The sequence below is a fragment of the Kitasatospora sp. NPDC051164 genome (genome assembly GCF_044455625.1).
Taxonomy (GTDB): domain Bacteria; phylum Actinomycetota; class Actinomycetes; order Streptomycetales; family Streptomycetaceae; genus Kitasatospora.
The window spans coordinates 112825-135764 of the sequence record NZ_JBITFB010000006.1; the positions used below are offsets into that span (position 1 = coordinate 112825).

17 protein-coding genes are annotated in these 22940 nt (G+C 73.6%); 12 read left to right on the forward strand and 5 right to left on the reverse strand.

The genetic code is table 11. From position 1 onward, the window contains the following. Window positions 1-12: 12 nt before the first annotated feature. Window positions 13-1203, reverse strand: coding sequence for an FAD-dependent monooxygenase (locus ACIBEC_RS11060; RefSeq protein WP_360491246.1), 1191 nt, complete (start codon window positions 1201-1203; stop codon window positions 13-15). A 491-nt stretch (window positions 1204-1694) separates the two neighbouring features. On the opposite strand from ACIBEC_RS11060, the gene ACIBEC_RS11065 reads away from it, so the two are divergent. Continuing rightward, window positions 1695-2285, forward strand: a complete 591-nt coding sequence (locus ACIBEC_RS11065) for a TetR family transcriptional regulator C-terminal domain-containing protein (RefSeq protein WP_360491243.1) — start codon at window positions 1695-1697, stop codon at window positions 2283-2285. A gap of 4 nt (window positions 2286-2289) precedes the next feature. Here the strand turns inward: ACIBEC_RS11065 and ACIBEC_RS11070 are convergent, their stop codons facing one another. Next, window positions 2290-2964 carry a TetR/AcrR family transcriptional regulator C-terminal domain-containing protein gene (locus tag ACIBEC_RS11070; protein WP_360491240.1) on the reverse strand — a complete coding sequence of 225 codons (675 nt, stop codon included), beginning with the start codon at window positions 2962-2964 and terminating at the stop codon, window positions 2290-2292. Between the two features lie 129 nt (window positions 2965-3093). Between ACIBEC_RS11070 and ACIBEC_RS11075 the strand changes: the two genes are divergently transcribed. The 3 genes from ACIBEC_RS11075 to ACIBEC_RS11085 all read left to right on the forward strand — a co-directional run bounded on the left by ACIBEC_RS11075 (window position 3094) and on the right by ACIBEC_RS11085 (window position 7272). After that, window positions 3094-3426 carry a hypothetical protein gene (locus tag ACIBEC_RS11075; protein WP_360491237.1) on the forward strand — a complete coding sequence of 111 codons (333 nt, stop codon included), beginning with the start codon at window positions 3094-3096 and terminating at the stop codon, window positions 3424-3426. A 262-nt stretch (window positions 3427-3688) separates the two neighbouring features. Continuing rightward, window positions 3689-5305: an alpha/beta hydrolase gene (locus ACIBEC_RS11080; RefSeq protein ID WP_360491234.1), complete on the forward strand. Its 1617-nt coding sequence runs from the start codon at window positions 3689-3691 to the stop codon at window positions 5303-5305. Window positions 5306-5724: 419 nt separating this feature from the next. Continuing rightward, window positions 5725-7272, forward strand: a complete 1548-nt coding sequence (locus tag ACIBEC_RS11085) for an FAD-binding protein (protein WP_360491231.1) — start codon at window positions 5725-5727, stop codon at window positions 7270-7272. 190 nt (window positions 7273-7462) lie between these two features. On the opposite strand, the gene ACIBEC_RS11090 is transcribed toward ACIBEC_RS11085, so the two are convergent. Continuing rightward, window positions 7463-8200: an ABC transporter ATP-binding protein gene (locus ACIBEC_RS11090; protein WP_360491228.1), complete on the reverse strand. Its 738-nt coding sequence runs from the start codon at window positions 8198-8200 to the stop codon at window positions 7463-7465. 408 nt (window positions 8201-8608) lie between these two features. On the opposite strand from ACIBEC_RS11090, the gene ACIBEC_RS11095 reads away from it, so the two are divergent. From ACIBEC_RS11095 to ACIBEC_RS11105, 3 genes are all read left to right on the forward strand, one after another. Next, entirely contained in the window at window positions 8609-11782 is a 3174-nt protein-coding gene (locus ACIBEC_RS11095; protein WP_360491225.1) for an FtsX-like permease family protein, read from the forward strand. Then, the gene (locus ACIBEC_RS11100) at window positions 11779-14604 is read left to right on the forward strand and encodes a hypothetical protein (protein WP_360491222.1); all 2826 of its coding nucleotides are present in this window, start codon (window positions 11779-11781) and stop codon (window positions 14602-14604) included. The genes ACIBEC_RS11095 and ACIBEC_RS11100 overlap by 4 nt, the downstream gene beginning before the upstream one ends. Window positions 14605-14719: 115 nt before the next feature. Next, window positions 14720-15709: an ABC transporter ATP-binding protein gene (locus ACIBEC_RS11105; protein WP_360491219.1), complete on the forward strand. Its 990-nt coding sequence runs from the start codon at window positions 14720-14722 to the stop codon at window positions 15707-15709. A gap of 24 nt (window positions 15710-15733) precedes the next feature. On the opposite strand, the gene ACIBEC_RS11110 is transcribed toward ACIBEC_RS11105, so the two are convergent. After that, the gene (locus ACIBEC_RS11110) at window positions 15734-15916 is read right to left on the reverse strand and encodes a hypothetical protein (protein WP_360491216.1); all 183 of its coding nucleotides are present in this window, start codon (window positions 15914-15916) and stop codon (window positions 15734-15736) included. A 151-nt stretch (window positions 15917-16067) separates the two neighbouring features. After that, entirely contained in the window at window positions 16068-17621 is a 1554-nt protein-coding gene (locus ACIBEC_RS11115; RefSeq protein ID WP_360491213.1) for an AMP-binding protein, read from the reverse strand. Window positions 17622-17843: 222 nt separating this feature from the next. Here ACIBEC_RS11115 and ACIBEC_RS11120 point away from each other — a divergent pair, with 222 nt between their 5' ends. The 5 genes from ACIBEC_RS11120 to ACIBEC_RS11140 all read left to right on the forward strand — a co-directional run bounded on the left by ACIBEC_RS11120 (window position 17844) and on the right by ACIBEC_RS11140 (window position 22874). Further along, window positions 17844-18464, forward strand: coding sequence for an AAA family ATPase (locus ACIBEC_RS11120; protein WP_360491210.1), 621 nt, complete (start codon window positions 17844-17846; stop codon window positions 18462-18464). 260 nt (window positions 18465-18724) lie between these two features. Beyond that, window positions 18725-19477 carry an alpha/beta fold hydrolase gene (locus ACIBEC_RS11125; RefSeq protein ID WP_360491207.1) on the forward strand — a complete coding sequence of 251 codons (753 nt, stop codon included), beginning with the start codon at window positions 18725-18727 and terminating at the stop codon, window positions 19475-19477. 96 nt (window positions 19478-19573) lie between these two features. Further along, complete coding sequence (locus ACIBEC_RS11130) at window positions 19574-20818, forward strand: styrene monooxygenase/indole monooxygenase family protein (RefSeq protein ID WP_360491204.1); 1245 nt, start codon at window positions 19574-19576, stop codon at window positions 20816-20818. Window positions 20819-20919: 101 nt separating this feature from the next. Then, window positions 20920-21375 carry an archease gene (locus ACIBEC_RS11135; RefSeq protein ID WP_360491201.1) on the forward strand — a complete coding sequence of 152 codons (456 nt, stop codon included), beginning with the start codon at window positions 20920-20922 and terminating at the stop codon, window positions 21373-21375. 62 nt (window positions 21376-21437) lie between these two features. Continuing rightward, a complete protein-coding gene (locus ACIBEC_RS11140) occupies window positions 21438-22874 on the forward strand; it encodes an RtcB family protein (RefSeq protein ID WP_360491198.1) in 1437 nt (478 codons plus the stop codon). The last annotated feature ends 66 nt before the right edge of the window (window positions 22875-22940 follow it).

Below are 22940 nucleotides of genomic sequence, written 5' to 3' on the forward strand. Positions count from 1 at the left end.
GGTGCCGAGATCCTAGACGGCGCGGGGTGTGATCCGGGGCGGCGTCCAGTCGGCGTGCTTCAGGACGGTCCGAACCATCACGCCCGGCGGGGTCAGCCGGATCGCGGTGTTGCGCAGACCGACCGCCAGCGGGTTCGCGAGCTGCTGACCCATCCGGCCGGCCCGCCGGGCATCGCGGACGACGGTCTGGCTGCGCGGACGGCGCACCGCGTCGTAGCGGGCGAGCGCACCCTCGATCGACCGCCCCTCGACCATCCGCACCTCGGCGAGCGCGGCCGCGAGGGTCACCGCGTCCTCCAGGGCTTGGCAGGCGCCCTGGCCGAGGTGGGGCGTCATGGCGTGCGCGGCGTCGCCGAGCAGGGCGATCCGACCCGCGACGTACGAGGGCAACGGGGTGACCAGCTCGTTCACGTCGTGGTGCAGCACCGCCTCCGGGCGGGTCACGGCGAGGAGCGCGGGGATCGGCTGGTGCCAGCGCGCGAAACGGCGGCGGACCTCCGTCAGCGGGTCCCGGTAGCGGAGCCCGGCCGGGGCGTTGACGACGGCGTGCCACTCGGCGGTACCGTCCGGGAAAGCGATGTGGCCGAACTCGGCGCCGTGGCCCCAGGTCAGCTCGAAGTCGGCCGTCAGCCCGTCGATCGGGCGCTCGGTGATCGCCCGCAGGACCGTCGAACCGCTGTACACCGGCCCGGGATGGGCGGGGAAGAGGCGGTGCCGGAGGCGGCTGTTGATCCCGTCGGCCGCGACGACGAGGTCGGCGTCCAGCGTGGTGTCCCCGGCGGTGACCCGGACCCGGGAGGGATGTGTGGTGTCCACATCGGTCACCTCGGCGCCGATCACCAGGGACTCCGCCGGTAGCGCCTCGCGCAGGATCCGATGCAGGTCCGCGCGCCGGATGCCCACGATCGGCGCGCCCAGCTGCCGCTCCAGCGCCTGCCCGTCCATCGCCGCCAGCCGGCGGCCGTCCGGCGTACGGGTGCCGCCGGTGTACTGACGGCGCGAGGCCGCCCCGACCGCCTCGCCGACGCCCAGGGCGGTGAGCGCGTGCATCCCGTTGGCGGCCAGCGAGATGCCGGCCCCCGCGTCGTCCAGAACGGCCGCCCGCTCGACCACGGTCACGCCCCACCCCGCCAGCCGGAGCCCGATCGCGGCCGCCAGCCCGCCGATCCCGCCCCCGACCACCACCGCGCTGTTGCCACCCATGCCCGGTCCTCCCGTGTCTCCCAGTTGGTTTCTACAGCTGTAGAAGGACCGTACTACGGGCTTATGCGGGCTTGGGGCCGGAGGGGCCCGCTACAGCTCCCACCCCGCTCGCCCTGCCCCGCACTCCGCAGGGCCGATCACCCCGGCGGCATCGCGGCCCCGGCCACCCGTCCGTACTCTCCTCCACCCCGATGCCTCGGCGCTTCGCAGGGACTCGGCGCCCTCCGGCCGGCGTGTGGCCGGGCTGGAGGTGGAGGCGCGCCGAGCGCGGGCCTGGGCCTGGGGCTGTCGGAAGTGACCGGTGGGCTGGGCGGGGTGGGCGCGGCGGACGAGGCGGTCGGGCAGGGGGTGTGCCGTCCGGTGGGGGTGGGTCGATCGGAGGCCGGCTGCTCGGGAGCGGTTGGTGGGCCGTGGTTTCCAGGCAGCTGGGCAGGGGCTGAGCCGCTGGTGCCGGTGGGTGGTCCGGGGGCTGCTGCCGGTAGAAAGGGGGGATGCGGCGAGATGAGGAGCAGGGGCGGCCGGATCGGCGGACGGTGTTGGCGGACGCGGCGATCGGGGTGCTGGCGGACCTGGGGGTGCGGGGGCTGACGCACCGGGCGGTGGACGCGGCGGCGGGGCTGCCGGTGGGGACCACCTCGGCCTACCTGCGGACCCGGCAGGCGCTGCTCACCGCGCTGGTGCGCCGGCTCGTGGAGCTGGACCAGGGGGAGCTGCAGGTAATGGGGGAGTCGGTACCCGTCCGCTCGGTGGAGGAACTGGTCGATGGTATCCGCGAGTTGATGCTTCGTCGGCTGAGCGGCGAGGGGCGGCGCCGATCGCTCGCCCGGTACGCGTGCGCGGTGGAGAGCGTGCGCGATCCCGAGCTGCGGGAGATCCTCGTGCCGCGGGAGAACGCGGGGCGCGCCGCCGTCCGGGCCTTCCTGGCGGAGCGGGGCGCGCCGGACCCCGATGGGCGGACCGGCACGCTGCTCGCCTGCATCGACGGCCTGGTCTTCGACCGCCTGGTGGGCGGGGGAGAGCCCGGAGCCGACGAGATCGAGGGGCTGGTGGCGGCCGCCCTGCGCGGGGCGAGCGGGAGTTAGCCGGTCACGACCGCCTCTCCCGGGTGGGCTCCAGTTCGGCGGCGTAGCCCGCGAGCAGGATGCGGAGCGTGCGCTGGAAGCACTGCTCGGAGTCGAGACCTTCGCCGGTGGCGAAGGCCTTCGCGAGCTGGGGGTAGGTGTTCCGGTCCAGGGTGGCGAACTGCTCGGGCTCGGGCTCGGTGCCCTCGTGGTGGGGGGTCTCGCCGACCTCGCCGAGGGTGTGCCCGATGGTCCATCGGACGACGGAGTTGAGGATGTCGAGCGCGTCGCCGAGCGGGACGCCGTCCTCGTGGAGCACGGTGATGCCGCGTTCCAGTAGGGCGAGGGCGCTGGGGGTGGCGGCGGGGCGGGTAGCCAGGACGGTGAGCATGGCGGGGTGGTCGAGCAGCAGTCGGCGCAGTTCGACGGCGAATTCGCGGACGACTTCGGTCCACGGGCCGCTGGGCTCGGCGAAGAGGTCTCCGGCGGACAGCTCCAGCAGGCGCTCGACCATGCCGTCGAGGAGCGCGGCCTTGCTGGGGACGTAGTGGTAGAGCGTCATGCCCTCGACGCCGAGTGCCGCGCCGAGTTTGCGGTTGGAGAGCGCGGCGAGGCCGTGTTCGTCCACGTAGGCGAGGGCGGCGTCGATGATCTTCTCGCGGGTCAGGCCCGTTCTCGGGCGGGTGCGCCGGTTCGGCATCTGCTCCTCCTGGGCTCCGGGCGTCACCGGGGCGGCTCCGGTGGGACCTTGACAACTCTTGCAGTGCAAGAAAAGAATACTCGACGTCAACTTCTTGCACTGCAAGAAACGAAGTCCGGGGAGGATGTCATGCAGCTCGTCGCCGTCATGGTGCGCAAGCTCAACGAGGGTGTGGAGTACGGGGAGTTCCGCAAGGCGTGGATCCCGGACGAGGTGTTCCCGGACGACCCGCGCACCCGGGTGATCAGTGCCACCGCGTTGGAGGACTCGCGGGAGATCATCACCATCGCGCTCATCGAGGGCGACCACGGGCCGGAGTCCATGCAGGCCTGGATGGAGCGGCTCACCCCGGTCGAGGAGCGCCGCTTCGGGCGGATCAAGGACCTGGTGGGCCCGCCGACGCTGAACGCCGTCTACCAGGTGGTCGCCGAGGACAACCTGGCGCAGCCGATCGCGAAATAGGGGCGCCCCTGCCGCGGGTCCCACCGGCCACCCGCCACCCGCGACCTGACCCGACTCGGCCGGGCCGGCCGTCGGGTGAGAGGGTCTGGAGGATCGGCGGCAAAATGACTGACCGTCAGGTCAATCAGCCGTCAAGTTGGTTCATTCACAGAATATTCCGCCGAGTTCGGCATGATGCGCGGACAATATTCCGCTGCTCCGAGGTCTTCACACGGAGATCTCCGGCTGACAGTCTGGGGCAGCCCTTTACCAAGGAGGTTCCTTGTCCCGCATATCCACGATGGCCGGAGCAGTCGCCTGCGCCCTCGCCCTTGTCACTGGTTCCGCCGTCGCCGCCTCGGCGGCGCCGATCGACCAGGCCCCGGGTCTGGCCGAGGCGAAGGTCGACCCTGTCGCTTGGACGCCGTGCAACCCCGATCCGAGCAAGCCGGACCCGGGCATCTATGACTGCGCCGTCTACCCCGTGCCGCTGGACTACGACAACCCGTCGGGCGAGAAGGTCGGCATCGCCATGATGCGGCGGCGGGCGAGCGACCCGTCGAAGCGGATCGGCTCGCTGTTCCTCAACCCGGGCGGCCCGGGCGGCAGTGGCTACCTGTGGGCGACGACCAGCCGCTTCGGCCCCGAGGTGCAGTCCAAGTTCGACCTGATCGGCTTTGACCCCCGTGGCGTGGCCCGGAGCAACCCGCTCAAGTGCTTCAAGACCCAGGAAGAGGCCGACGCGGTCAACAACCGCATGGTCGCGGTGCCGGTCACCAAGGCCGAGGTCAACGAGACGCTGGACGCGGACCAGGACTACACGGACGCCTGCAGCAAGAATGCGGGCCCGCTGATCGAGCACATGTCGACCATCAACGTGGTGCGCGACCTCGACCGGATGCGCCGTGCCGTCGGTGACGCCCAGCTCACCTTCGCCGGTTTCTCCTACGGCACCCTGATCGGTTCGACGTACGCCAACATGTACCCGAACAAGGTCCGCGCGATCATCATCGACGGCAACGTCGACCCGAACCTGCGCCTGCACAACGGCCTGGAGTACGACCGTCAGCGCGCTGGCGGCTTCGAGCTGGCCCTGGACGAGTTCCTGAAGCGTTGCCAGACGGCCGGTGCCCCGCGCTGCGCGTTCGGCGAGGGCGACACCCGGGCCAAGTTCGACGGGCTCCGCGACCACCTGCGGACCAGCCCGATCACGCTGCCGAACGGCTCCCAGGTGACGCTGAGCAGCTTCACCAGCGAGGTCGCCGGCGCCCTGTACTCGCAGGCCAAGCTGGCCCCGCTGGCCAAGTCGCTGCAGGCCACCTACCAGGTGCTGCAGAAGTCGAGCGCCGCCACCCTGCTGGCGCCGAAGGCGAACGTCGCGGAGGAGGACGCCAACCTCCTCTCGGTGAACGTGCCGCGGGCGCTGCGGGAGGCCCCGGTGGACTCCGAGTACACCGCGGACGACTCCTACATGGGCGTCAACTGCCAGGACAAGCCGTACCCGTCGAACGACCGGGTGTTCGCGAACGTGGCCAAGGCCTGGGAGCAGGAGTCGCCGACCTTCGGCCGCTACCAGGCCTTCGACGCGCCCGCGTGCGCGAGCTGGCCGGCCCCGGCTCGGGACGCCGAGCGCTTCTCCGGCCCGTGGAACAAGAAGACCTCCAACACCGTGATGGTCATCGGCAACCTCTACGACCCGGCGACCCAGTACAAGTTCGCCCAGCGGATGCAGCAGGAACTGGGCAACGCCGTGCTGGTCAGCGTCGACTCGATCGAGCACTGCGCCGTCGGCCGCAGCACGGCGCTGAACGGTCTGGTCACCCGCTACCTGGTGGACGGCACCGCGCCGAAGTCGGGCCAGCTGCTGAAGCCGGACGCGGAGATCTTCCCGGCGGTCTGACGGTCCGGCCCTCGGGCGCCTGACGGATGAGACGACGGTTGTGGTGGTCGGCGGTGTTGCCGGCCACCACAACCGTGTTTTCCGGCCGAGTTCCCGGAGCGCGCGGGGAAAGCGAAAGAAGATCGTCATCGAACCTCCAGGGGAGCGGGTTCCGTCGAGTTGTCGGTGACCGTAGTCGATGCCACTGACAATGGCGTTCGCTGGGGCGCCGGGCGTCAGCATTCGGATAGGTCACCGAAAATGACGTACTGTCACACTTTTTATAAATTATTTCCCACCGCCGAATGCCCGTGTTAGCGTGCGGCCAGCCGGCTTCTCTCGAATCGAGAAAGTGGGGACGGAGCATGCAGGGCGAATCCTCCCGGCGGGGATTCCTGGGCGGTGCCGGCGCGGCGGCAGCCGGGATCACCGTCGATTCCATGAGTGCGGCGGCGGCCGGCGGAGTGCCCAGGGAACTGCCGAAGGGGCGGTCGATCCTGCCGGGCGATCCCCGGTACCAGACGCTCGGCCAGGGCTTCAACCAGCGGTGGAGCAGCAGCCCCGCCTACATCCGGCTGGTGGGCAACGAGGCCGACGCCGTCGCCGAGTTGAACCGGGCCCTGGACCGTGGACTGCGGCCCACGGTCCGCGGGGGCGGGCACTGCTACGAGGGCTTCGTCGACAACGACCGCGGCGTCATCCTCGACCTCAGCACGATGCGCGGCGTCGCCGCCTCGACGGACAAGTTCGGCCGGCCCACCTACTGCGTCGAGGGCGGCGCGACCAACTGGGACGTCTACACCACACTGTTCCGGGAGTACGCCGTCACCCTGCCCGCCGGGTCCTGCTACTCGGTCGGTGCGGGCGGGCACATCTGCGGCGGCGGGTTCGGTCTGCTCTCCCGGCGGCACGGGCTCACGGTGGACCACCTCGTCCAGGTCGACGTGGTCACCGTCCGGGGCGGCATCGCCGTGGTGACGGAGGCGCACCGCGACGACGCGAAGGGCTCGCCGGAGCAGGACCTCTTCTGGGCCCACACCGGCGGCGGTGGCGGGAACTTCGGGGTGGTGCTGCGCTACCACTTCGCGACGGAGGCACCCCAGCCGCCGCCCCGGGTCTGGCTCAGCAGCGTGGCCTGGCCGTGGGCCGAACTGCTCGAGCGGCCCGCCGACTTCGAGACCCTGGTGCGCAACTTCGGCACCTTCATGGCGGAGCACAGCGGCCCGCAGGAGTCCGTGTACCAGGGGCTGTTCGCCATCCTGAAACTCACCCACCACTCCAACGGGAACGTCGTCCTGTTCAGCCAGTGGGACGGCGACGACCCGGCGCCGCTCGACGCCTTCGTGGCGGCCGTCGAGCAGGGGATGGCCACCCGCTCGGTGGTCCAGACCCGCGCCGCCGGCGGACTGTTCCTGCCGTACCCGGAGAAGCGACGCCAACTGCCGTGGTTCCAGGCCACCATGACGCTCAACTCCTCGGGCGACAACCAGCGCGGCAAGTACAAGTCCGCCTACCACCGGGAGCCGTTCGGCCCGGCCCAGATCGCCACCTTCTGGGACTGGCTGGTGCGGGACGTCGAGGGGGCGGACCTCTCGAAGACGCTGGTCCAGATCGACTCCTACGGCTGCCGGATCAACACCCGTCGGCCCGAGGAGACCGCCGTCCCGCAGCGCGACTCGGTCATGAAGCTGCAGTACCAGACCTATTGGACCGATCCCGCGGAGGACACCGCCCACCTGACCTACCTGAGCGGCTTCTACCGCGACGTCTACCGGGAGACCGGAGGCATTCCGGAGATCGACACCGCGACCGACGGCGCCTACGTCAACTACCCCGACGTCGACCTGGGCACGGCCAACCAGCCCGACCCGGCCTACCCCCGGCTGTACTACAAGGACAACTACGCGCGGCTGCAGCGGGCCAAGGCGTACTGGGACGGCGAGGAGGTGTTCCACCACGCGCAGTCCATCGTCCCGGCCAAGGCCTGACCGTCCTCCCACCCGCCACGCGGCGGAGCCAGAAAGACGCGAGGAGGCGCGAGGAGGCACAGGAAAGCACGGAAAGGCAGGGGTAAGCGCGGAAAGGCAGGGGTAAGCGCGGAAAGGTGTGAGGACGCACCCCGCATCCCCGCGCCCTGTCATGCCGCACCGGCCCGGGCGAGCGGGCCGCTCGCTTCGGCTACGCGGCCTGCTCCGCCCCCTCCTCGACGATCCGCCCGTCCCGGAGCTCGATCACGCGGTCGGCGAGCCCCATCAGCGTCGGGTCGTGGGTGGCGACCAGCACCGTGACGCCTTCGCTGCGCACCACCGCGCGCAGCAGCTCCATGATCGAGCGGCCGGTCTCCGAGTCCAGCTGACCGGTGGGCTCGTCGGCGATGATCAGGCCGGGCTCGTTGGCCAGCGCACGGGCGATGGCGACGCGCTGCTGCTGGCCACCGGAGAGCTCGCCGGGGCGCTGGTTGGCGTGGTCGGCCAGGCCAACCAGCGCCAGCAGGGTGTGCGCACGCTCCTCGCGCTCGGCCGGCGGGACTTTGCGCAGCCGCATCGGCACGCCCACGTTCTCGGCGGCGGTGAGCATCGGGATCAGCCCGAAGGACTGGAAGACGAAGCCGATCCGCTCGCGCCGCAGGGCGAGTCGGCCGTCCTCGTTCAGTCCGGCGAGGTCGATGCCGTCGAGGGAGATGCTGCCGCCGGTCGGGGAGTCCAGGCCGCCGACCAGGTTGAGCAGGGTGGTCTTGCCTGAGCCGGACCGGCCCTTGAGCGCGGCGAGTTCGCCTCGGCCGACGGCGAAGGAGACGCCGCGCAGGGCGTGCACCGTCCGCTCGCCGGTACCGAAACTGCGTCGAAGGTCGGTCACGGCCACCATTGGCTCGGTGGTCGTGGTGGCGATGGCGGTGGCGGCCTGATCCTGCGTCATGCGGCGTCCCCCCTGTGGGCGTGGCGACCCGGTCCTATCCGGTGTCTACGGATGCGGTGGCTCCGTCGGTTCACGTTCCCGATGGGGAATCCGGAAAAAGCGGAGTCCCCGGCCAAAGGAGCGCAGTGGAGCCAGAGTTGTGAAGTGTGCATGGCATTCCAACGGCACAGCCTCGGCCGGGATGCTATCAATGGAAAGAATTTGCTCATTACTTACTTGATTCGCGCAAGTCCCTTCCGTTCCTGGATCGAATCTGACAGCATCGTCCGCTATCCGGTGATCGAATGCCGGTGATCAATGCGCCGGTGTGTCCTCGATGTGTCCATCCGTGGCCGATTTGTGCCCGGGTCGGGTCGGTGGGCGGGGTCGGCGGACGCTACCGGGGACGTCATCCGGGGGAGGAACTTGATGCTCGGCTTCGTCGTGCGCCGGCTGCGCGGGCGACTGCCGCTGGCTGCTGCCGTTCTGCTGACGGTACTGATCACCACGGCGGTACTGACCGCCTTGGTGACCTTCAACAGCAGTGTCGGTCAGGCCGGCCTGCGGCAGGCGCTCCAGGGCCCCGGTCACACCCGGACCACGGTGGTGGTGACGGCCGAACACGGGCCGGACCAGCGGTCGAAGGACGAGGAGGCGCTCGCCTCCTACCGGCAGAAGCTGTTCGGCGACCTGCCCGTGCGCACCGACAGCATGCTGCGCAGCCGCTCCTACGGCCTGCCGACCGGCGACGCGGCCGGAACGACGGGTGCGGCCGGAACCCCTGCCGCGCCCGTCGCGCCCGCCGCGGCCAAGGTCGACCTGACGGTCCTCGCCGATATCGACCGAGGCCGCGTCCGGCTGCTCGCCGGGGCGTGGCCGGGCGCCGCCGCCGGGCCCGTCCAGTCCGCCGCCCCGCAGGTGGCCGTACCCCACACCATGCTGGCCCGCCTCGGCCTGACCGAGCAGGCGCTGCCCGCCGACGTGCAGCTCGCCGACCGGTTCGACGGCAAGCCGCTGACCGTGCGGGTCACCGGTGCCTACCGGGCCGTCGACCCGTTCGACCCGTACTGGCGGATCGACCCGGTCGGCGGTCACGAGGTCGAGGTCGGCGACTTCACCACCTTCGGTCCGATGATGGTCGACCAGAGCGCCTTCACCGTGGGCGGTCTGCTGCAGAGCAGCCGCGGCTGGCTGCTCGACGCCGACTTCGCGGGCGTCGGCCAGGACACGGCCCAGGCCATCGGCGACCGTTCCCAGGGCCTCGCCGACGACCTGCGGAAGACCGCGTCGCTCAGTGCGAAGACCGAACTGGCCGACGTCATGCGCGAGTTGTCGGCCGGCATGATGGTGGCCCGGTCCACCCTGCTGATCGGCGCCCTGCAGCTGGCCGTCCTCGCCGCAGCGGCCCTGCTGCTGGTGGTCCGTCTGATCTCGACCCGTCAGGAGTGGGAGAACGAGCTGCTCGCGGCCCGTGGCGCCTCCGGCACCCGGCTCGGTGCCCTCACCGCGCTGGAACTGGTGCTGCTCGCGGCCCCGGCGGCGGTGTTCGCGCCGCTGCTCACCCCGTTCCTGGTCCGCGTCCTGGCGGGCCTCGGCCGGTCCCACCAGGTCGCCCTGGACACCGGCATCAGCGCGGCGCTCTGGCCGGTGGCCGCGCTCGGCGCCCTCGCCTGCATCGTGCTGGCCACCGTGCCCAGCCTGCTGCGCGGTGCCGGCGCGGCCCTGCGCCGTCGGACCGGCCGCCGCCAGGCCGTGGTCTCCGGCATCGCCCGCAACGGCGGCGACCTCGCCGTGCTCGCCCTGGCCGCCCTTGCCTACCAGCAGCTCGACCAGTACGGCGGCGGGCTCTCCACGGACTCCTCGGGCAAGCTCGGCGTCGACCTGCTGCTGGTCGCCACCCCCACTCTGGCGCTGTGCGCGGGCACCCTGGTGGTGTTGCGTCTGCTGCCGCTCGCCGCCCGGCTGGGTGCCCGGGTGGCTGCCGGGGGCCGCGGCCTCGGCCCGGCCATGGTCGGCTGGCAGCTGGCCCGTCAGCCCGCGCGGGCCACCGGCCCCGTGCTGCTGCTCGTGATGGCCGTGGCCACCGGCGTCCTCGCCCTCGGCCAGCAGGCCACCTGGACCGCCTCCCAGCGGGACCAGGCGGCCTTCGAGACGCTCGGCGGCCTGCGGATCTCCGCCTCGCACGGCTCGCTGATGGGCCAGGCCGGCCGCTACGGCGCCCTGCCGGGCGGCGACCGGCTGGTCCCCGTGGTGCGGGATGAGCAGCAACTGCCCTCCGGCGCCGGACAGGTGCTCGCCGTGGACGCCGCCGCTTTCGCCGACCGTGTTCCGGTGCGCGGCGACCTGCTGGACGGGCACACCCGGGACGAACTGTTCCGCCCGCTCGCCCAGCCCGCCCCCGCCGGAACGGAGGACGGGTTGCCGCTGCCCGGCCACCCGTTGCGGATCGACGCCGACATCTCCACCGACCAGGCCGGGTACCCGGCTTCCGACCAGGCCCTGCGGGTGACGTTCCTCCTCCGGGACCGCTTCGGCATCGTCTACAAGGTCCCGTTCAGCGGTGTCCCGGCCGACCACGACCTCCGGGGCTCGGCCCCGCTGAGCACGCTGGTCGACGCCCCGATGGGCTCCGCCGCCGCGCCGCTGACCGTGATCGGGGTGACCGCGTCCGCCGGCAACAAGGGCGAGCGGGCGGCTCTCGTCCGCCGGCTGGCCGTGTCCGACACCGCCGACGGGCCCGCGACCGCCGTCCCGGTGCCGTCCGGTGCCGCCTGGTCGGGCGCTCAGAGCGCCGGCGCGGCGGCCGGGACGAGCACGCCCACGACCGTGCGGGGCGTCGCCACCCGTGACTACCTGAAGGCGACCGGCTCCTCGGTCGGCGACACCGTCCGGGTGCCGTTCAGCGGGACCATCCTCCCGATCAAGGTCACCGCGTCCGTCGAGGCCCTGCCGGTGGCGGGCCGCAGCGCGGTCCTCGTCGACCTCGCCACCACCGCGCGCGTGCTGGCCGCCCAAGGCCGCACGGTGTCCGGCAGCGCCGAATGGTGGCTGCCCGCCGCAGGCCCGGGCGACCGCGTCCCGGCCCGGGCCGCCGCCGCGCTCCAGGCGGGACCCGGTTCTCAGGACGTCCGGCTCTACGACGAGGTGGCCGAGGGCCTCCTCGGCGACCCGGTCGGCGCCGCCCCGCAGAGTGCGCTGACGGCCATCGCGGTCGTCACCGCCGTCCTCGCGGCGATCGGCTTCGGCGCCGCCGTGGCCGGCTCCGCCCGCCAGCGCTCCCAGGACTCGGCCCTGCTGCTCGCCCTGGGCGCGCCCCGTCGGCTGGTTTCCCGCACCAGCGTGGCCGAGCCGGCTCTGCTGGTCGTCCTCGGCGGTGCCGTCGGCGTGGGGCTCGGGGCCCTGCTCGTCCATCTGATCGTGCCGTTCGTCGTGCTGACCCCCGCCGCCCGCCGGCCGCTGCCCGAGGCGGTGGTCGGGCTGCCGGTGGGCCAGGCGCTCCTGCTCGCCGCCGCGATCGCCGTCGTCCCGCTGCTGTCGGCGTTCCTCGTCGGACGCCGCCGTAGGAATGTGGCCACCCGGTTGCGCCTCGTGGAGGAGATGTGACCACCCAGGCCGGCACCCCCGTGCCCACCCCCGACACCGCCCACCAGCCCGCCCACCGCCCCGCACGCTGGGTCCGCACCAGGCTGCGCGCCAGTCCGATGGCCGCGCTGCTCATGGCGGCCCTCGCGCTCGTCACCGTCTTCCTGGCGGCGGCCTTCCCGCGGATCGCGGACCGGGGCGCGGACGCGGCCCTGCGGGACTACGTGGGCCACCAGGGCCTCAACCTGACCAGCCTGCAGAGCGCCACCAGGACCCGCCTGACCGACACCGCCGCCGCCCTCGACACCGTGCAGCGGAGGATCACGGAGCGCGTCGGCCGGGAGCTGACGCTGTCGCAGACCGGCGAGGCCTACGGAGTCAGGGCCGAGGCCTCAGGCGCCATGCTCAACCAGGGCTACGCCCGGCTCTCCGACAACGCGCCGCCGATGATGACCCTCCTCTACCTGCACGGCCTCGAGGACCGGGTGACCCTGACCGACGGCACCTGGCCGACTGCCGCGCCCGCCGCCCTCGGTGCCCCGCTGCCGATCGTGCTGAGCAAGAAGGCGGCCGAGACCATCGGCGTCAAGCTCGGCGACACCATCGACAACGACGGCGGAGGACCCGCGTCGCAGCGTCGCGGCCGGGTCGTCGGCCTCTACCGGGTGAACGATCCGCAGGACCCGTTCTGGGACGACCTCGGCTGCCCGGCCCGCGCCTGCCTGTACTCGCTCAAGGGCACCAACTGGTGGCAGACCACCGGCTTCGTGGACGGCGCGAGCGTGACCGCGCTGGCCGTCTGGGGCTCGGGCGGTGAGAACTTCTGGCGGCTGCCCGTCGCCCCCGGCTCCCTGCGCGCCGACCAGCTCGACCGCACCCGCGCCACCATCGCGTCCTTCCAGACCGGGCCCGGTGCCACGGCGCTGGTCGACGCGACCGAGCGGGCCGACCTGCACACCTCCTCGAACCTGACCGACGTGCTCAACCGGGCGGACGCCCGCTACCAGGCCGCGATGCCGCTGAGCGCGATCGGCCCGGCCGGCGTCGCGGGCGTCGCGGTGGTGGTGCTCTGCCTGGCCGCCGCACTGAACAGCGACCGGCGCACTGCCGAGATCCGGCTGCTCCAGGCCCGCGGCGGTTCGCGCGGCGGGGTGCTGGGGCGGCTGCTCGGCGAGGGCGCGGCGACCGTGCTGCCCGCCGCCGTGCTGGGCACGGTGCTCGCCGTGGTGCTGCTGCCCACCCCCCGGTGGGGCTACACGGTCCTGGCGGCGCTCGCCGCGATGCTGCTCGCCCTGCTGGCCTTCCCGGCCCGGGCCGCCCTGTTGTGGTCGCGCACCCGGGGCCCCGGCGGCTGGCGCCGGACGATCGGCGAACTCGCCGTCCTGGCGGTCACCGTCGCGGCCGTGGCGGAGGTCCGGCGCCGTGGCGTCGGCCACTCCGGCACTGGCGTGGACCCTCTGCTGGTGGCCGCCCCGCTGCTGCTCGCGGTGACCGGCGGGCTGCTGCTGGCCCGGATCGAGCCGGTGGTGGTCGGCTGGCTGGCCGCGCTGGCCGGACGCGGCCGAGGCCTGATCGGCTTCCTCGGCCTGGCCCGGGCGGCGCGCGACACCTCGGGTCGGCGCCGGCCGTCCGCGCTGCCGCTGCTGGCGCTGCTGATCGCCGTCACCACGGCCGGATTCGGTGCCACCGTGCTCGATACGGTGGAGCACGTCCGGACCCGTGCCGCGCGCATCGCGACCGGTGGCGATGTCTCCGTCGTCATCCCGGACTACGCCACCCTGTCCGAGTCGTTCACCGAAGTCGCCGGAAAGCTGCCCGGAGTCCGGGCCGCGACCGGGGCCCGGGTGGAGCCCAAGGCCCTGTTCATCGGGGCGGACAAGGAGTACACCGAGGCGATCCTTGTGGTCGCCGAGCCGACGGCGTACGCGGAGATCGCCCGGACCGTCGGTGCCGGGGAGTTCGACCCGGCGAAGCTGGCCGCTACGCCCGGCGGCCCGGGCACCCCGGTGCCCGCGCTGTTCAGCCGCGACCTGGCCAAGCGGCTGGCCGCGGGCACGCCGCAGGTCCGTACGCCCAGTGGGAACCAGCTGCGCACCACCGTCGCCGGGATCGTCACCGCGACGCCTGCGCTGCCGGATCCGGGCAAGCCGTTCGTCGTGGTGCCCGCCGGCCCCGCCGCGGAACGCCTGCCGGAGCTGAAGCGGATGAACAAGTGGTTCGGGGTCGGCGACCCCGACCCCGAGCAGGTCAGGGCGACCCTCCGGGACGGCGGCGTGACCCAGCCGACGGGCCTGGCCAAGCTGTTCGCGGACGAGGCCGCGGCCACCGGAAAGGCCACCCACGGGCTGCCCGCCGGGTACACGGTGCACAGCAGCCGGGAGGCCGCCGCCGCACTCGCCGACGACCCGCTGCAGCACGCCGCCGGACGGCTGTTCTGGTACGCGGCTGCCGCCGGAGCCGGGTTCGCCCTGCTCGCCGTCCTGCTGACGCTGTTCCGGGCCGCGCCCGACCGCACCGCCGTCCTCGCCCGGCTGCGGACCATGGGCCTGCGACCCCGGCAGGGGCTGGCGCTGATCATCGCCGAGGCGCTGCCACGAACCCTGGCGGCGGCGGTCGGCGGCGGCCTGGTCGCCGCGGCGGCGGTAGGCCTGCTCGGGCCCGCCTTCGACATCTCCACACTGGTCGGCGCCAAGGTCGGCGACGCCCTGACCCCCACCCTGATGCCGGTGCTGCTGCCCACGCTGGGCCTGGCGCTGCTGGTCTGCCTCGGGGTGGTGGCGGAGACGCTGGTCGCCGGCCGGCGCCAGATCGCCACCGAACTGCGCGCGGGGGAGCCGCAATGACGCGGGAACCGGACGGACGGGCCGTGACGGCGGCGAGGGCCGCCAGGACAGCGGAGACCGGCGCGATGAAGCAGAAAGTACGAGTAGTGCGGACCATCGAGACAGGAGACGAGCGGTGAACAGCACCCCCCAGGGGCAGGCGGTCGTCGAGGCCCCCAGCCTGCAGGAGCTCCGGCAGCGGGCGCTGGCCGCCGCCTCGCCCACGGCGTACGGCGAGGGCGCGGCCATCGTCTGCGACCGGCTGGTGCGGATCTTCAGCGCCGAGGGCGTCGAGGTCCAGGCGCTGCAGGGTCTGGAGCTGACCATCCGGCAGGGTGACCTGGTCGCCCTGGTCGGCGCCTCCGGCAGCGGCAAGTCCACCCTGCTCACCATCCTCGCCGGGCTGGACGTGCCGACCGCCGGCACCGCCACCGTGGCCGGCTGCGACCTGCTGGAGATGTCCGCCAAGGAGCGGCTGCGCTACCGGCGCGAGGTGGTCGGCTTCATCTGGCAGCAGACCGCCCGCAACCTGCTGCCCTTCCTCACCGCTGCCGAGAACATCGCCCTGCCGATGCAGCTGCGCGGCCGCGGCTCGGGCGCCGGCGGCGCGAAGCAGCAGGCGGCCCGGGCGGCCGAGCTGATGGAGGCGCTGGAGATCGGGGAGCTCGCCCACCGGCGCCCCAACGAACTCTCCGGCGGCCAGCAGCAGCGGGTCGCGATCGCGGTCGCGATGGCCAACAACCCGCCGGTCCTGCTCGCCGACGAGCCCACCGGCGAGCTGGACTCCGAGACCGCCGGGGTGATCTTCGAGTCCTTCCGCACCGTCAACCGCGAACTCGGCACCACCGTCGTGATCGTCACCCACGACCCGATGGTCGCCGGCGAGGTCCGCCGCACCGTCGCCATCCGGGACGGCCGCACCAGCAGCGAGGTCCTGCGCCGCACCGTGACCGACGAGCACGGTGAGGAGTCGGTGAACGAGCGCGAGTACGTGATGCTGGACCGCACCGGGCGGGTGCAGCTGCCGGTCAAGTTCCTGGAGGCGCTGGGCATGGAGCACCGGGTGGCGGTCGACCTCGCGGCCGACCACATCGAGGTCCGCCCGGACGACGTCGCCGGACACTGACCCGGTTCCGGCGGGCGGGCGGCGTCAGCTGTCGCCGTCCATCCGCTGGAAGAGGCCGCTGGCCTCGGCGTCCGTACGGAGGTCCGGTGGCGCTCCCTCCGCGGCGCGCTCACCCCGGGAGGTGGCGGTGCAGAGGGCGAAGACGAGCAGGGCACTGGCCGCCACGGCGAGGATGCCCAGTGCGGTCAGGACGCGTAGCCAGGTCAAAGTAGTGCCTCCTGGGGGACGGTGCGGGGAAGGCCGCCGGGGGAGGTATCGGCAGGTCGGGCCGCACGGTCGAGTGCCCACGGACGGTTTTCCCGCTGGGGGCCGCGCGAGAGGTCGCCCGCGTGGGCGCTCGAAGCACTGACGGGGCGCGTCACACCCCTTTGCGCGCCCCTGCGGTGGCGGCGGCCCGGCCGGTGCCGTCGTCCACCAGGGCGCGCAGGAGACCGAGGTCCGGCTTTCCGAGGCCGTTCAGCGGGATCGCGGGCAGGAGCTGGATCGTGTCCGGAGCGCACCGCGTGCCGCAGTGCTGCAGGCTCCAGCGGTGCAACTGCTCCACCGTCGCCCGGGCGCCGGGTCTGAGCGCCACCGCGGCGTGGACGCGCTCCAGCCGGTCCGGGTCGGTGGTCGTGAACACCACCGCCTCCCGGACGTCCGGATGGGCGCGCAGCGGCTCCTCGAACTCGCGGGGGAACACATTGTGCCCCTCGACGATGGCCATCGGGTCCCACCGGCCTGCCACCGTCAGATAGCCCGCCGCGTCCAGGCTGCCCAGGTCGCCGGTGTGCAACCAGCCGTCCCGCAGCACCCGCGCCGTCAGCTCAGGATCGCGCCAGTACCCGGCCATCGCGGTCGGCGTGCGGACACAGATCTCCCCCGTCCGGCCCGGCGGCAGCGGCGCGCCGGCCTCGTCCAGGATCCGCACGCCGGTGTCCGGGAACGGGCGGCCGGCGGTGGACAGCAACCGCGGGTCCAGGTGCTCGTCCGGGCCCAGCCGGGCGACCGGCCCGCACTCCGTCAGGCTGTAGGTCTGGTGCAGCACCCGGCCCAGCCGCCGGGTCGCCTCCGCCAGCCGCCGCGGCGAGGGCGGGCAGCCGGTGTAGCCGACCCGGCGCAGACTGCCCGTGTCGGTCGAGGGCAGCAGCGGGTGGTCCAGCAGCCGGTAGAGCAGGTGCGGCGGCAGGTACATCCGGGAGACCCGGAACCGCTCCACCGCCGCCAGCACCGCCTCGGCGTCGAACCCGTCCTGCAGCACCACCGTGCCGCCCGCCGCCAGTGCCAGGTCCGCCGTCGTACCACCGCCGTGGCAGAGCGGGGTGCACAGCAGGAAGGTCGAGCCGGACAGCAGCGGCGGGCGCGGCGGCCGGGCGAAGCGGCGCAGCACGCCCTTCGGCCGTCCCGTCGTGCCGCCGGTGAACCGCACCGCCATCACGTCCTCCGGTGCGTACCGGGGTCCGAGCGGGGCGGGGGAGCAAGCGGCGGCGAGCTCCAGGAGGTCCACCCCGAGCCCGAGCGGCGCCGGGCCGAGGGAGAGCAGGACGGCCCCGGGCACCGCGCGTGCGATCCCGTCGGCCGCGGCCGAGCAGCGCAGGGGGTCGAAGACCAGCGCCGACGTCCCGGCGAACTCCGCCAGTGCCACCTGCTCCGCCACCGGCCCGTCCGGGTACGGCATCGCCACCCGACAGCCCAGCAGGTTCGCCGCCAGCCGCACCAGCAAGGCCTCCGGCCGGTTCCCGGCCAGCACCGTCACCCCGTCCCCGCGCCCCAGGCCGATCCGCTCCAGCGCCCGGGCGGTGCGGTGGACCGCGTCCAGACAGTCCTGCCCGGTCAGTGTGCCGTCGTGCCCGTACCGGACCGCCACGCGACCGGGCTCCCGGGCCAGCCCGCCCAGCACCAGCCCGGTGTACGTCGGACCCGCCTCAGCCATGGCCTGCCTCCTGTCTGACGGAGCGTCAGCCTAATGGAAGAGCGGCCCCAGGGATGCCCTGCGGTCGCCCTGGACCGCAGGAGCACCGTCGGCCGCTGCCCGGGCCGAGGACCTTCGGGCGGCCTCCGGCCCGCCTGGACGACCTCGCCCTCGGGGTCATGCCGCGCGGGGTTGTTAGGGTTCCCGGTCGGACATGAACGGGGGAAACGGGTGGGCGGCAGGGTGGAAGCGGTCGTGGTGCCGTACGGGGTGGTGGACCTGCGCGGTGCGGCCGGGGCGGGGTTCGTCGTGGCGTACCCGGCCGATGCCGTGGTGGTGGTATCCGGGCTGCCGGGCGCCGGCAAGAGCACGCTGCTGCGCCGGTGGTCCGGGACGACGGTGCGCACGGTGGACCCGCGGACGGTGCACGAGGCCTGCGAAGCGGTGATGCCGGCCCGCCTGCCGTACGCCGTGTACCGGCCGTGGGCGCGGCTGGAGCACTTCCGGCTGCTGCGCGCCTCGGTGCGGGGCGGCGGGCCGCTGCTGGTGCACGACTGCGGCAGCCGCGCCTGGATGCGGCGCTGGCTGGCCCGGGAGGCGGGCCGCCGGGGCCGCGAGCTGCACCTGGTGCTGCTGGACGTCGGCGCGGCCACCGCGCTGGACGGCCAGCGGGCCCGCGGCCGGCATACCTCCCCCCGGGTGTTCGCCCGCCACTGCCGGGGCCTGGAGCGGCTGTTGGCCGCCCTCACCCGGCACGTGCGGTCGGACGGGCCGATGCCGACGCCCGAGGCCTCGTCCGTCCTGCTGCTGGACGCCGCCTCCCGCTCCCGCGCGGAGACGGTGCGGTTCGGGACGGAAGGCTGAATTCGGCGGACCGAAGCCGGCGGACCGGACTCGGCGAGCTGAACTCGGCGGACTGAAGCCGGCGAGCCGAAGGTCGGGGGCCGCGCTCAGCGGTCGGCGCGGCGTTCGGCCTCGGTATGACCGGAGACTCTGCGGGTGTTCCCAAGTCCCGGGCGGTGGCGGCGGACCGGCGCGCGTGATCACCACAACACCCCGTGGCCACCCCCGCGCTGCCAGACTGGGACCAGCACAGTCCGTCACGGAGAGAGGCCACACCCCGCATGCCCAGCAGCGCTGCCGTCGACAACCCGTGGTTCCGCCGGTTCAACCCGTCCGACTCCGCGCCGGACCGGGTCGTGATCTTCCCGCACGCCGGCGGCTCGGCCAGCTACTACCTGGAGTACGCCAACACGCTGGCGCCGCACGCCGATGTGCTCGCCGTCCAGTACCCGGGCCGGCAGAACCGCTTCCTGGAACCGCCGATCAGCTCCGTCGGAGAGCTCGCCGAGCAGCTGTACCGCGAGCTGCGGGACTGGACGGACCGGCCGCTCACCTTCTTCGGCCACAGCATGGGCGCGGCCGTCGCCTTCGAGACCGCCCGGCGCTTCGAGCGCGACGGCGTGAAGGGCCCCGAGCGGCTGTTCGTCTCGGCCGGCCGCGCGCCCTCGCTGCCCCGGGACAGCGAGATGCACAAGCTGCCGGACGACGAGCTGCTCGCCAAGATCGTCGAACTCGGCGGCACGGACGAGCGGATCCTCGAGCTCCCCGCCCTGCAGGAACTGATCCTGCCCGCCCTGCGGGCCGACTACACCGCCATCGAGACGTACCGCTGCGCCCCGGACGCGACGGTGTCGGTGCCGATCACCGGCCTGATCGGGGAGACCGACCCGAACGCCACGGTGGAGCAGGTCGGCCAGTGGGACCGGCACACCACCGGCGGCTTCGACCTGCGGGTCTTCCCGGGCGGGCACTTCTACCTGGCCGACCGGACCGCCGAGGTCGTGGAACTGCTCACCGCCCGCCTGCGCGGCTGAGCCCGCCCGGCCCGCCGTCCGCACTGGTGACCGAGCCCGTCCGCTCGGCTACTGTGCCCGCGTGACGAGTCGTCAGCAAACCACCGGGAGGCCGTGTTGCGCCGGATCGCCGTCGTCGGAGCGGGCCAGGCCGGCCTGCAGTTCGCGCTCGGGCTGGTGGCGGACGGGTACGAGGTGACGCTGGTCGCCGAGCGCACCCCGGAGCAGGTCCGCGGCGGGCGGGTGCTGTCCACCCAGGCGATGTTCGGCCCGGCGCTGCGGCTCGAGGCGGCGGCCGGACTGGACCTCTGGGCAGACCGGGCGCCGGCCGTCTCCTCGGTCGAGGCGGTGCTGGCGGCGCCGGCCGCCGTCCGGGCACTGGAGTTCACCATGACGCTCGACGAGCCCGCCCAGTCGGTGGACCAGCGGCTCAAGCTGGCCGGCTGGCTGGAGCTGCTCGCCGAGCGCGGAGCCCGGGTCGAGTACCGCGCGCTGGACCGGGACGGGCTGCGCGAACTGGCCCGGCAGCACGAGCTGACGGTGGTCGCGGCCGGTCGCGGCGAACTCGCCGGGCTCTTCGGCCGCGACGCCGCCCGCTCGCCCTTCGACCGGCCGCAGCGGGCGCTGTCCTGCCTGTACGCGCACGGCGTCGGCGCGCCCGACCCGGCCGCCGGGCCCAAGGCGCGGATGCACGCCCTGCCCGGCCTCGGCGAGCTGTACCTCCAGCCGGCGCTCACCCTCTCCGGCCCCTGCGCGATCCTGCTGTGGGAGGCGCTGCCCGGCGGTCCGCTGGACGCGTTCGGCGACAGCCCCGAGCCGGACGTCCAGCTGGCCCGGATCCGCACCCTGTTGGGCGAGTACCTGCCCTGGGAGGCGGAACTCTGGTCGGAGGCCGAGCCGACCGACGCCGGGGCCGGGCTCTTCGGCGCGGTCACCCCGACGGTCCGCCGCGCGGTGGCGGAGCTGGGCTCGGGCGTGGACGCCGTCCACGTGCTGGGCCTCGGCGACGCGGTGGTGGTCAACGACCCGATCACCGGCCAGGGCGCCAACAGCGCCGCCCGCGCGGCGGAGGCCTACCGGCGGGCCGTCGTCGAGCACGGCAACGCCCCGTTCACGGCCGACTGGATGTGCCGCACCGCCGAGCGGTTCTGGCAGCAACACGCCCGCCACACGGTCGAGTTCACCGCCGCGATGCTGACCATGCCGGACCACCTGCAAGGTGTGTTCGCGGCCGCCGCCGAGCACGAGGAGGTCGCCCGCCGCCTCGCCAACACCTACGTCGAGCCGAGCGACCACGCCGCCTGGCTGGCCACCCCCGAGCTTGCCGCCGCGTACCTCGCCTCGCTGGGACGTACGCGGTAGGACTCTCCCGGCGGCCGGCCCGGGACGGCCGCACTTGCCCCCGGGCCGCTCGCGGGACGACGCTGGAGTGAGGACGGCAACGGGTTCGGGAGGCGTCACTCGTGGACGGACACGAGCCCGCGGGCCCGTCCGACAGCGGTCACCGGAGCGTGCCGCACACGGCGGACCTGCGGGTGGAGGCCTGGGCGCCGACGGCCGAGGGCTGCATCGGCGAGCTGGTGCGCGCCGTCGTGGACAGTTTCGCCGAGCTGAGCGGCGCGCGGATCGTCGGCGAGCGCGGCTGCACCGTCCTCGGGGTGAGCGACGCGGACCTGCTCGTGGGCGTCCTGGAGGAGGTCATCTACCGGATGGACGCCGACGGCGAGCTGCCTGTCGCGCTGGCGATCGGTCGTATCCAGGGGCTGGACGGCGCCCGGACCGTGGCGATCCGCTTCCGGATGGCCGAGGCGGCCACCGCCGCGCTGGTCGGCGCCGTGCCGAAGGCCGTCTCGCTGCACGACCTGGACCTGCGCGCCGGGCCGGGCGGCTGGACCTGCCAGGTCACCGTGGACGTCTGAGTGCCGATGAGCACCGAAACGCGGGAACACGGGAAAGTGGGGGCACAGGAGCGCGGGAGCGGGTGAGCGAGGTGGAGATCGCACTGACCGCGGCGGGCCGCCACCGCTGGCGGATCGAGCCGCGCCCGCCGATGCGGGTGCCCGGCGTGGTTTTCGCGTCCGACGCGCTGCTGCCGCAGGCCGCCGGCGACAAGGCACTGGAGCAGGTGGCGAACGTGGCGACGCTGCCCGGGATCGTCCGCGCCTCCTACGCGATGCCCGACGTGCACTGGGGCTACGGCTTCCCGATCGGCGGGGTCGCCGCCACCGACGTCGACGAGGGCGGGGTGGTGTCACCCGGCGGGGTGGGCTTCGACATCTCCTGCGGGGTCCGGCTGCTGGCCGCCGGCGTCGACCGCGACGAACTCGACCACGAGCGGATCCGCCGCCTCATGGACCTGCTGGACCGCACCGTCCCGCGCGGCCTCGGCCGCGGCGGCCTGTGGCAGCTGTCCGGACCGGAGGAACTGGACGAACTCCTGCTCGGCGGCGCCCGCTACGCCGTCGAGCACGGCCACGGTGTGCCCCGCGACCTGGAACGCTGCGAGGACTACGGGGTCCTCGACGGCGCGGCCCCCGGCGAGGTGAGCACCCGCGCCGTGCAACGGGGGCTGCAACAGGTCGGCAGCCTCGGCTCGGCCAACCACTTCCTGGAAGTACAGGCCGTCGACCGGGTGCACGACCCGGCCACGGCGGCCGCCTTCGGACTGCGGCCCGGCCAGGTCTGCGTCATGATCCACTGCGGCTCGCGCGGCCTCGGCCACCAGATCTGCACCGACCACGTGCGCGCCATGGACCGCGAACTGCACCGCTACAAGATCGACCTCCCGGACCGCCAGCTGGCCTGCACCCCGGTCGACTCGCCCCGCGGCCGCGCCTACCTGGGCGCGATGACCGCCGCCGCCAACTACGGCCGGGCCAACCGGCAGCTGCTCTCCGAGGCGGCCCGCCGCGCCTTCGCCACCGCGCTCGGCATCGGCCTGGAGCTGGTCTACGACGTCTCGCACAACCTCGCCAAACTGGAGACCCACGAGGTGGACGGCGTACCCCGGAAGCTCTGCGTCCACCGTAAGGGCGCCACCCGCGCACTGCCGCCCGGCGACCCCGACCTGCCCGCCGACCTCGCCGCGGCCGGGCAGCCGGTCCTGGTGCCGGGCACCATGGGCACCGCCTCGTACGTCATGGTCGGCCTGCCCGACAACGAGGCCTTCCGCTCCGCCTGCCACGGCGCCGGGCGGCTGCTCAGCCGGCACCAGGCGCTGCGCACGGTGCGCGGCGAGCAGCTGAAGAGCGACCTGGAGGCGCGCGGCATCGCGGTGCGGCCCGCCTCGTGGCGGGCCCTGGCGGAGGAGACACCCGAGGCGTACAAGGACGTCGACGCGGTGGCCGCCGTCACCGAGGCCGCCGGGCTGGCCCGGCAGGTCGCCCGCCTAGTGCCGCTGGGCGTGTGCAAGGGGTGAGCCGCCGCCCGCCCGCCCGCACGGCGCGAGCCGTCACCCGCCCGCACGGCGCGAGCGGGTAACCGT

Bases quoted from the DNA above. Each gene is read 5' to 3' on its own strand.
- ACIBEC_RS11115 (WP_360491213.1), bottom strand. From the start codon at position 17,621: ATGGCTGAGGCGGGTCCGACGTACACCGGGCTGGTGCTGGGCGGGCTG.
- ACIBEC_RS11070 (WP_360491240.1), bottom strand. From the start codon at position 2,964: ATGCCGAACCGGCGCACCCGCCCGAGAACGGGCCTGACCCGCGAGAAG.
- ACIBEC_RS11090 (WP_360491228.1), bottom strand. From the start codon at position 8,200: ATGACGCAGGATCAGGCCGCCACCGCCATCGCCACCACGACCACCGAG.
- ACIBEC_RS11075 (WP_360491237.1), top strand. From the start codon at position 3,094: ATGCAGCTCGTCGCCGTCATGGTGCGCAAGCTCAACGAGGGTGTGGAG.
- ACIBEC_RS11085 (WP_360491231.1), top strand. From the start codon at position 5,725: ATGAGTGCGGCGGCGGCCGGCGGAGTGCCCAGGGAACTGCCGAAGGGG.
- ACIBEC_RS11125 (WP_360491207.1), top strand. From the start codon at position 18,725: ATGCCCAGCAGCGCTGCCGTCGACAACCCGTGGTTCCGCCGGTTCAAC.
- ACIBEC_RS11095 (WP_360491225.1), top strand. From the start codon at position 8,609: ATGCTCGGCTTCGTCGTGCGCCGGCTGCGCGGGCGACTGCCGCTGGCT.
- ACIBEC_RS11065 (WP_360491243.1), top strand. From the start codon at position 1,695: ATGCGGCGAGATGAGGAGCAGGGGCGGCCGGATCGGCGGACGGTGTTG.
- ACIBEC_RS11060 (WP_360491246.1), bottom strand. From the start codon at position 1,203: ATGGGTGGCAACAGCGCGGTGGTGGTCGGGGGCGGGATCGGCGGGCTG.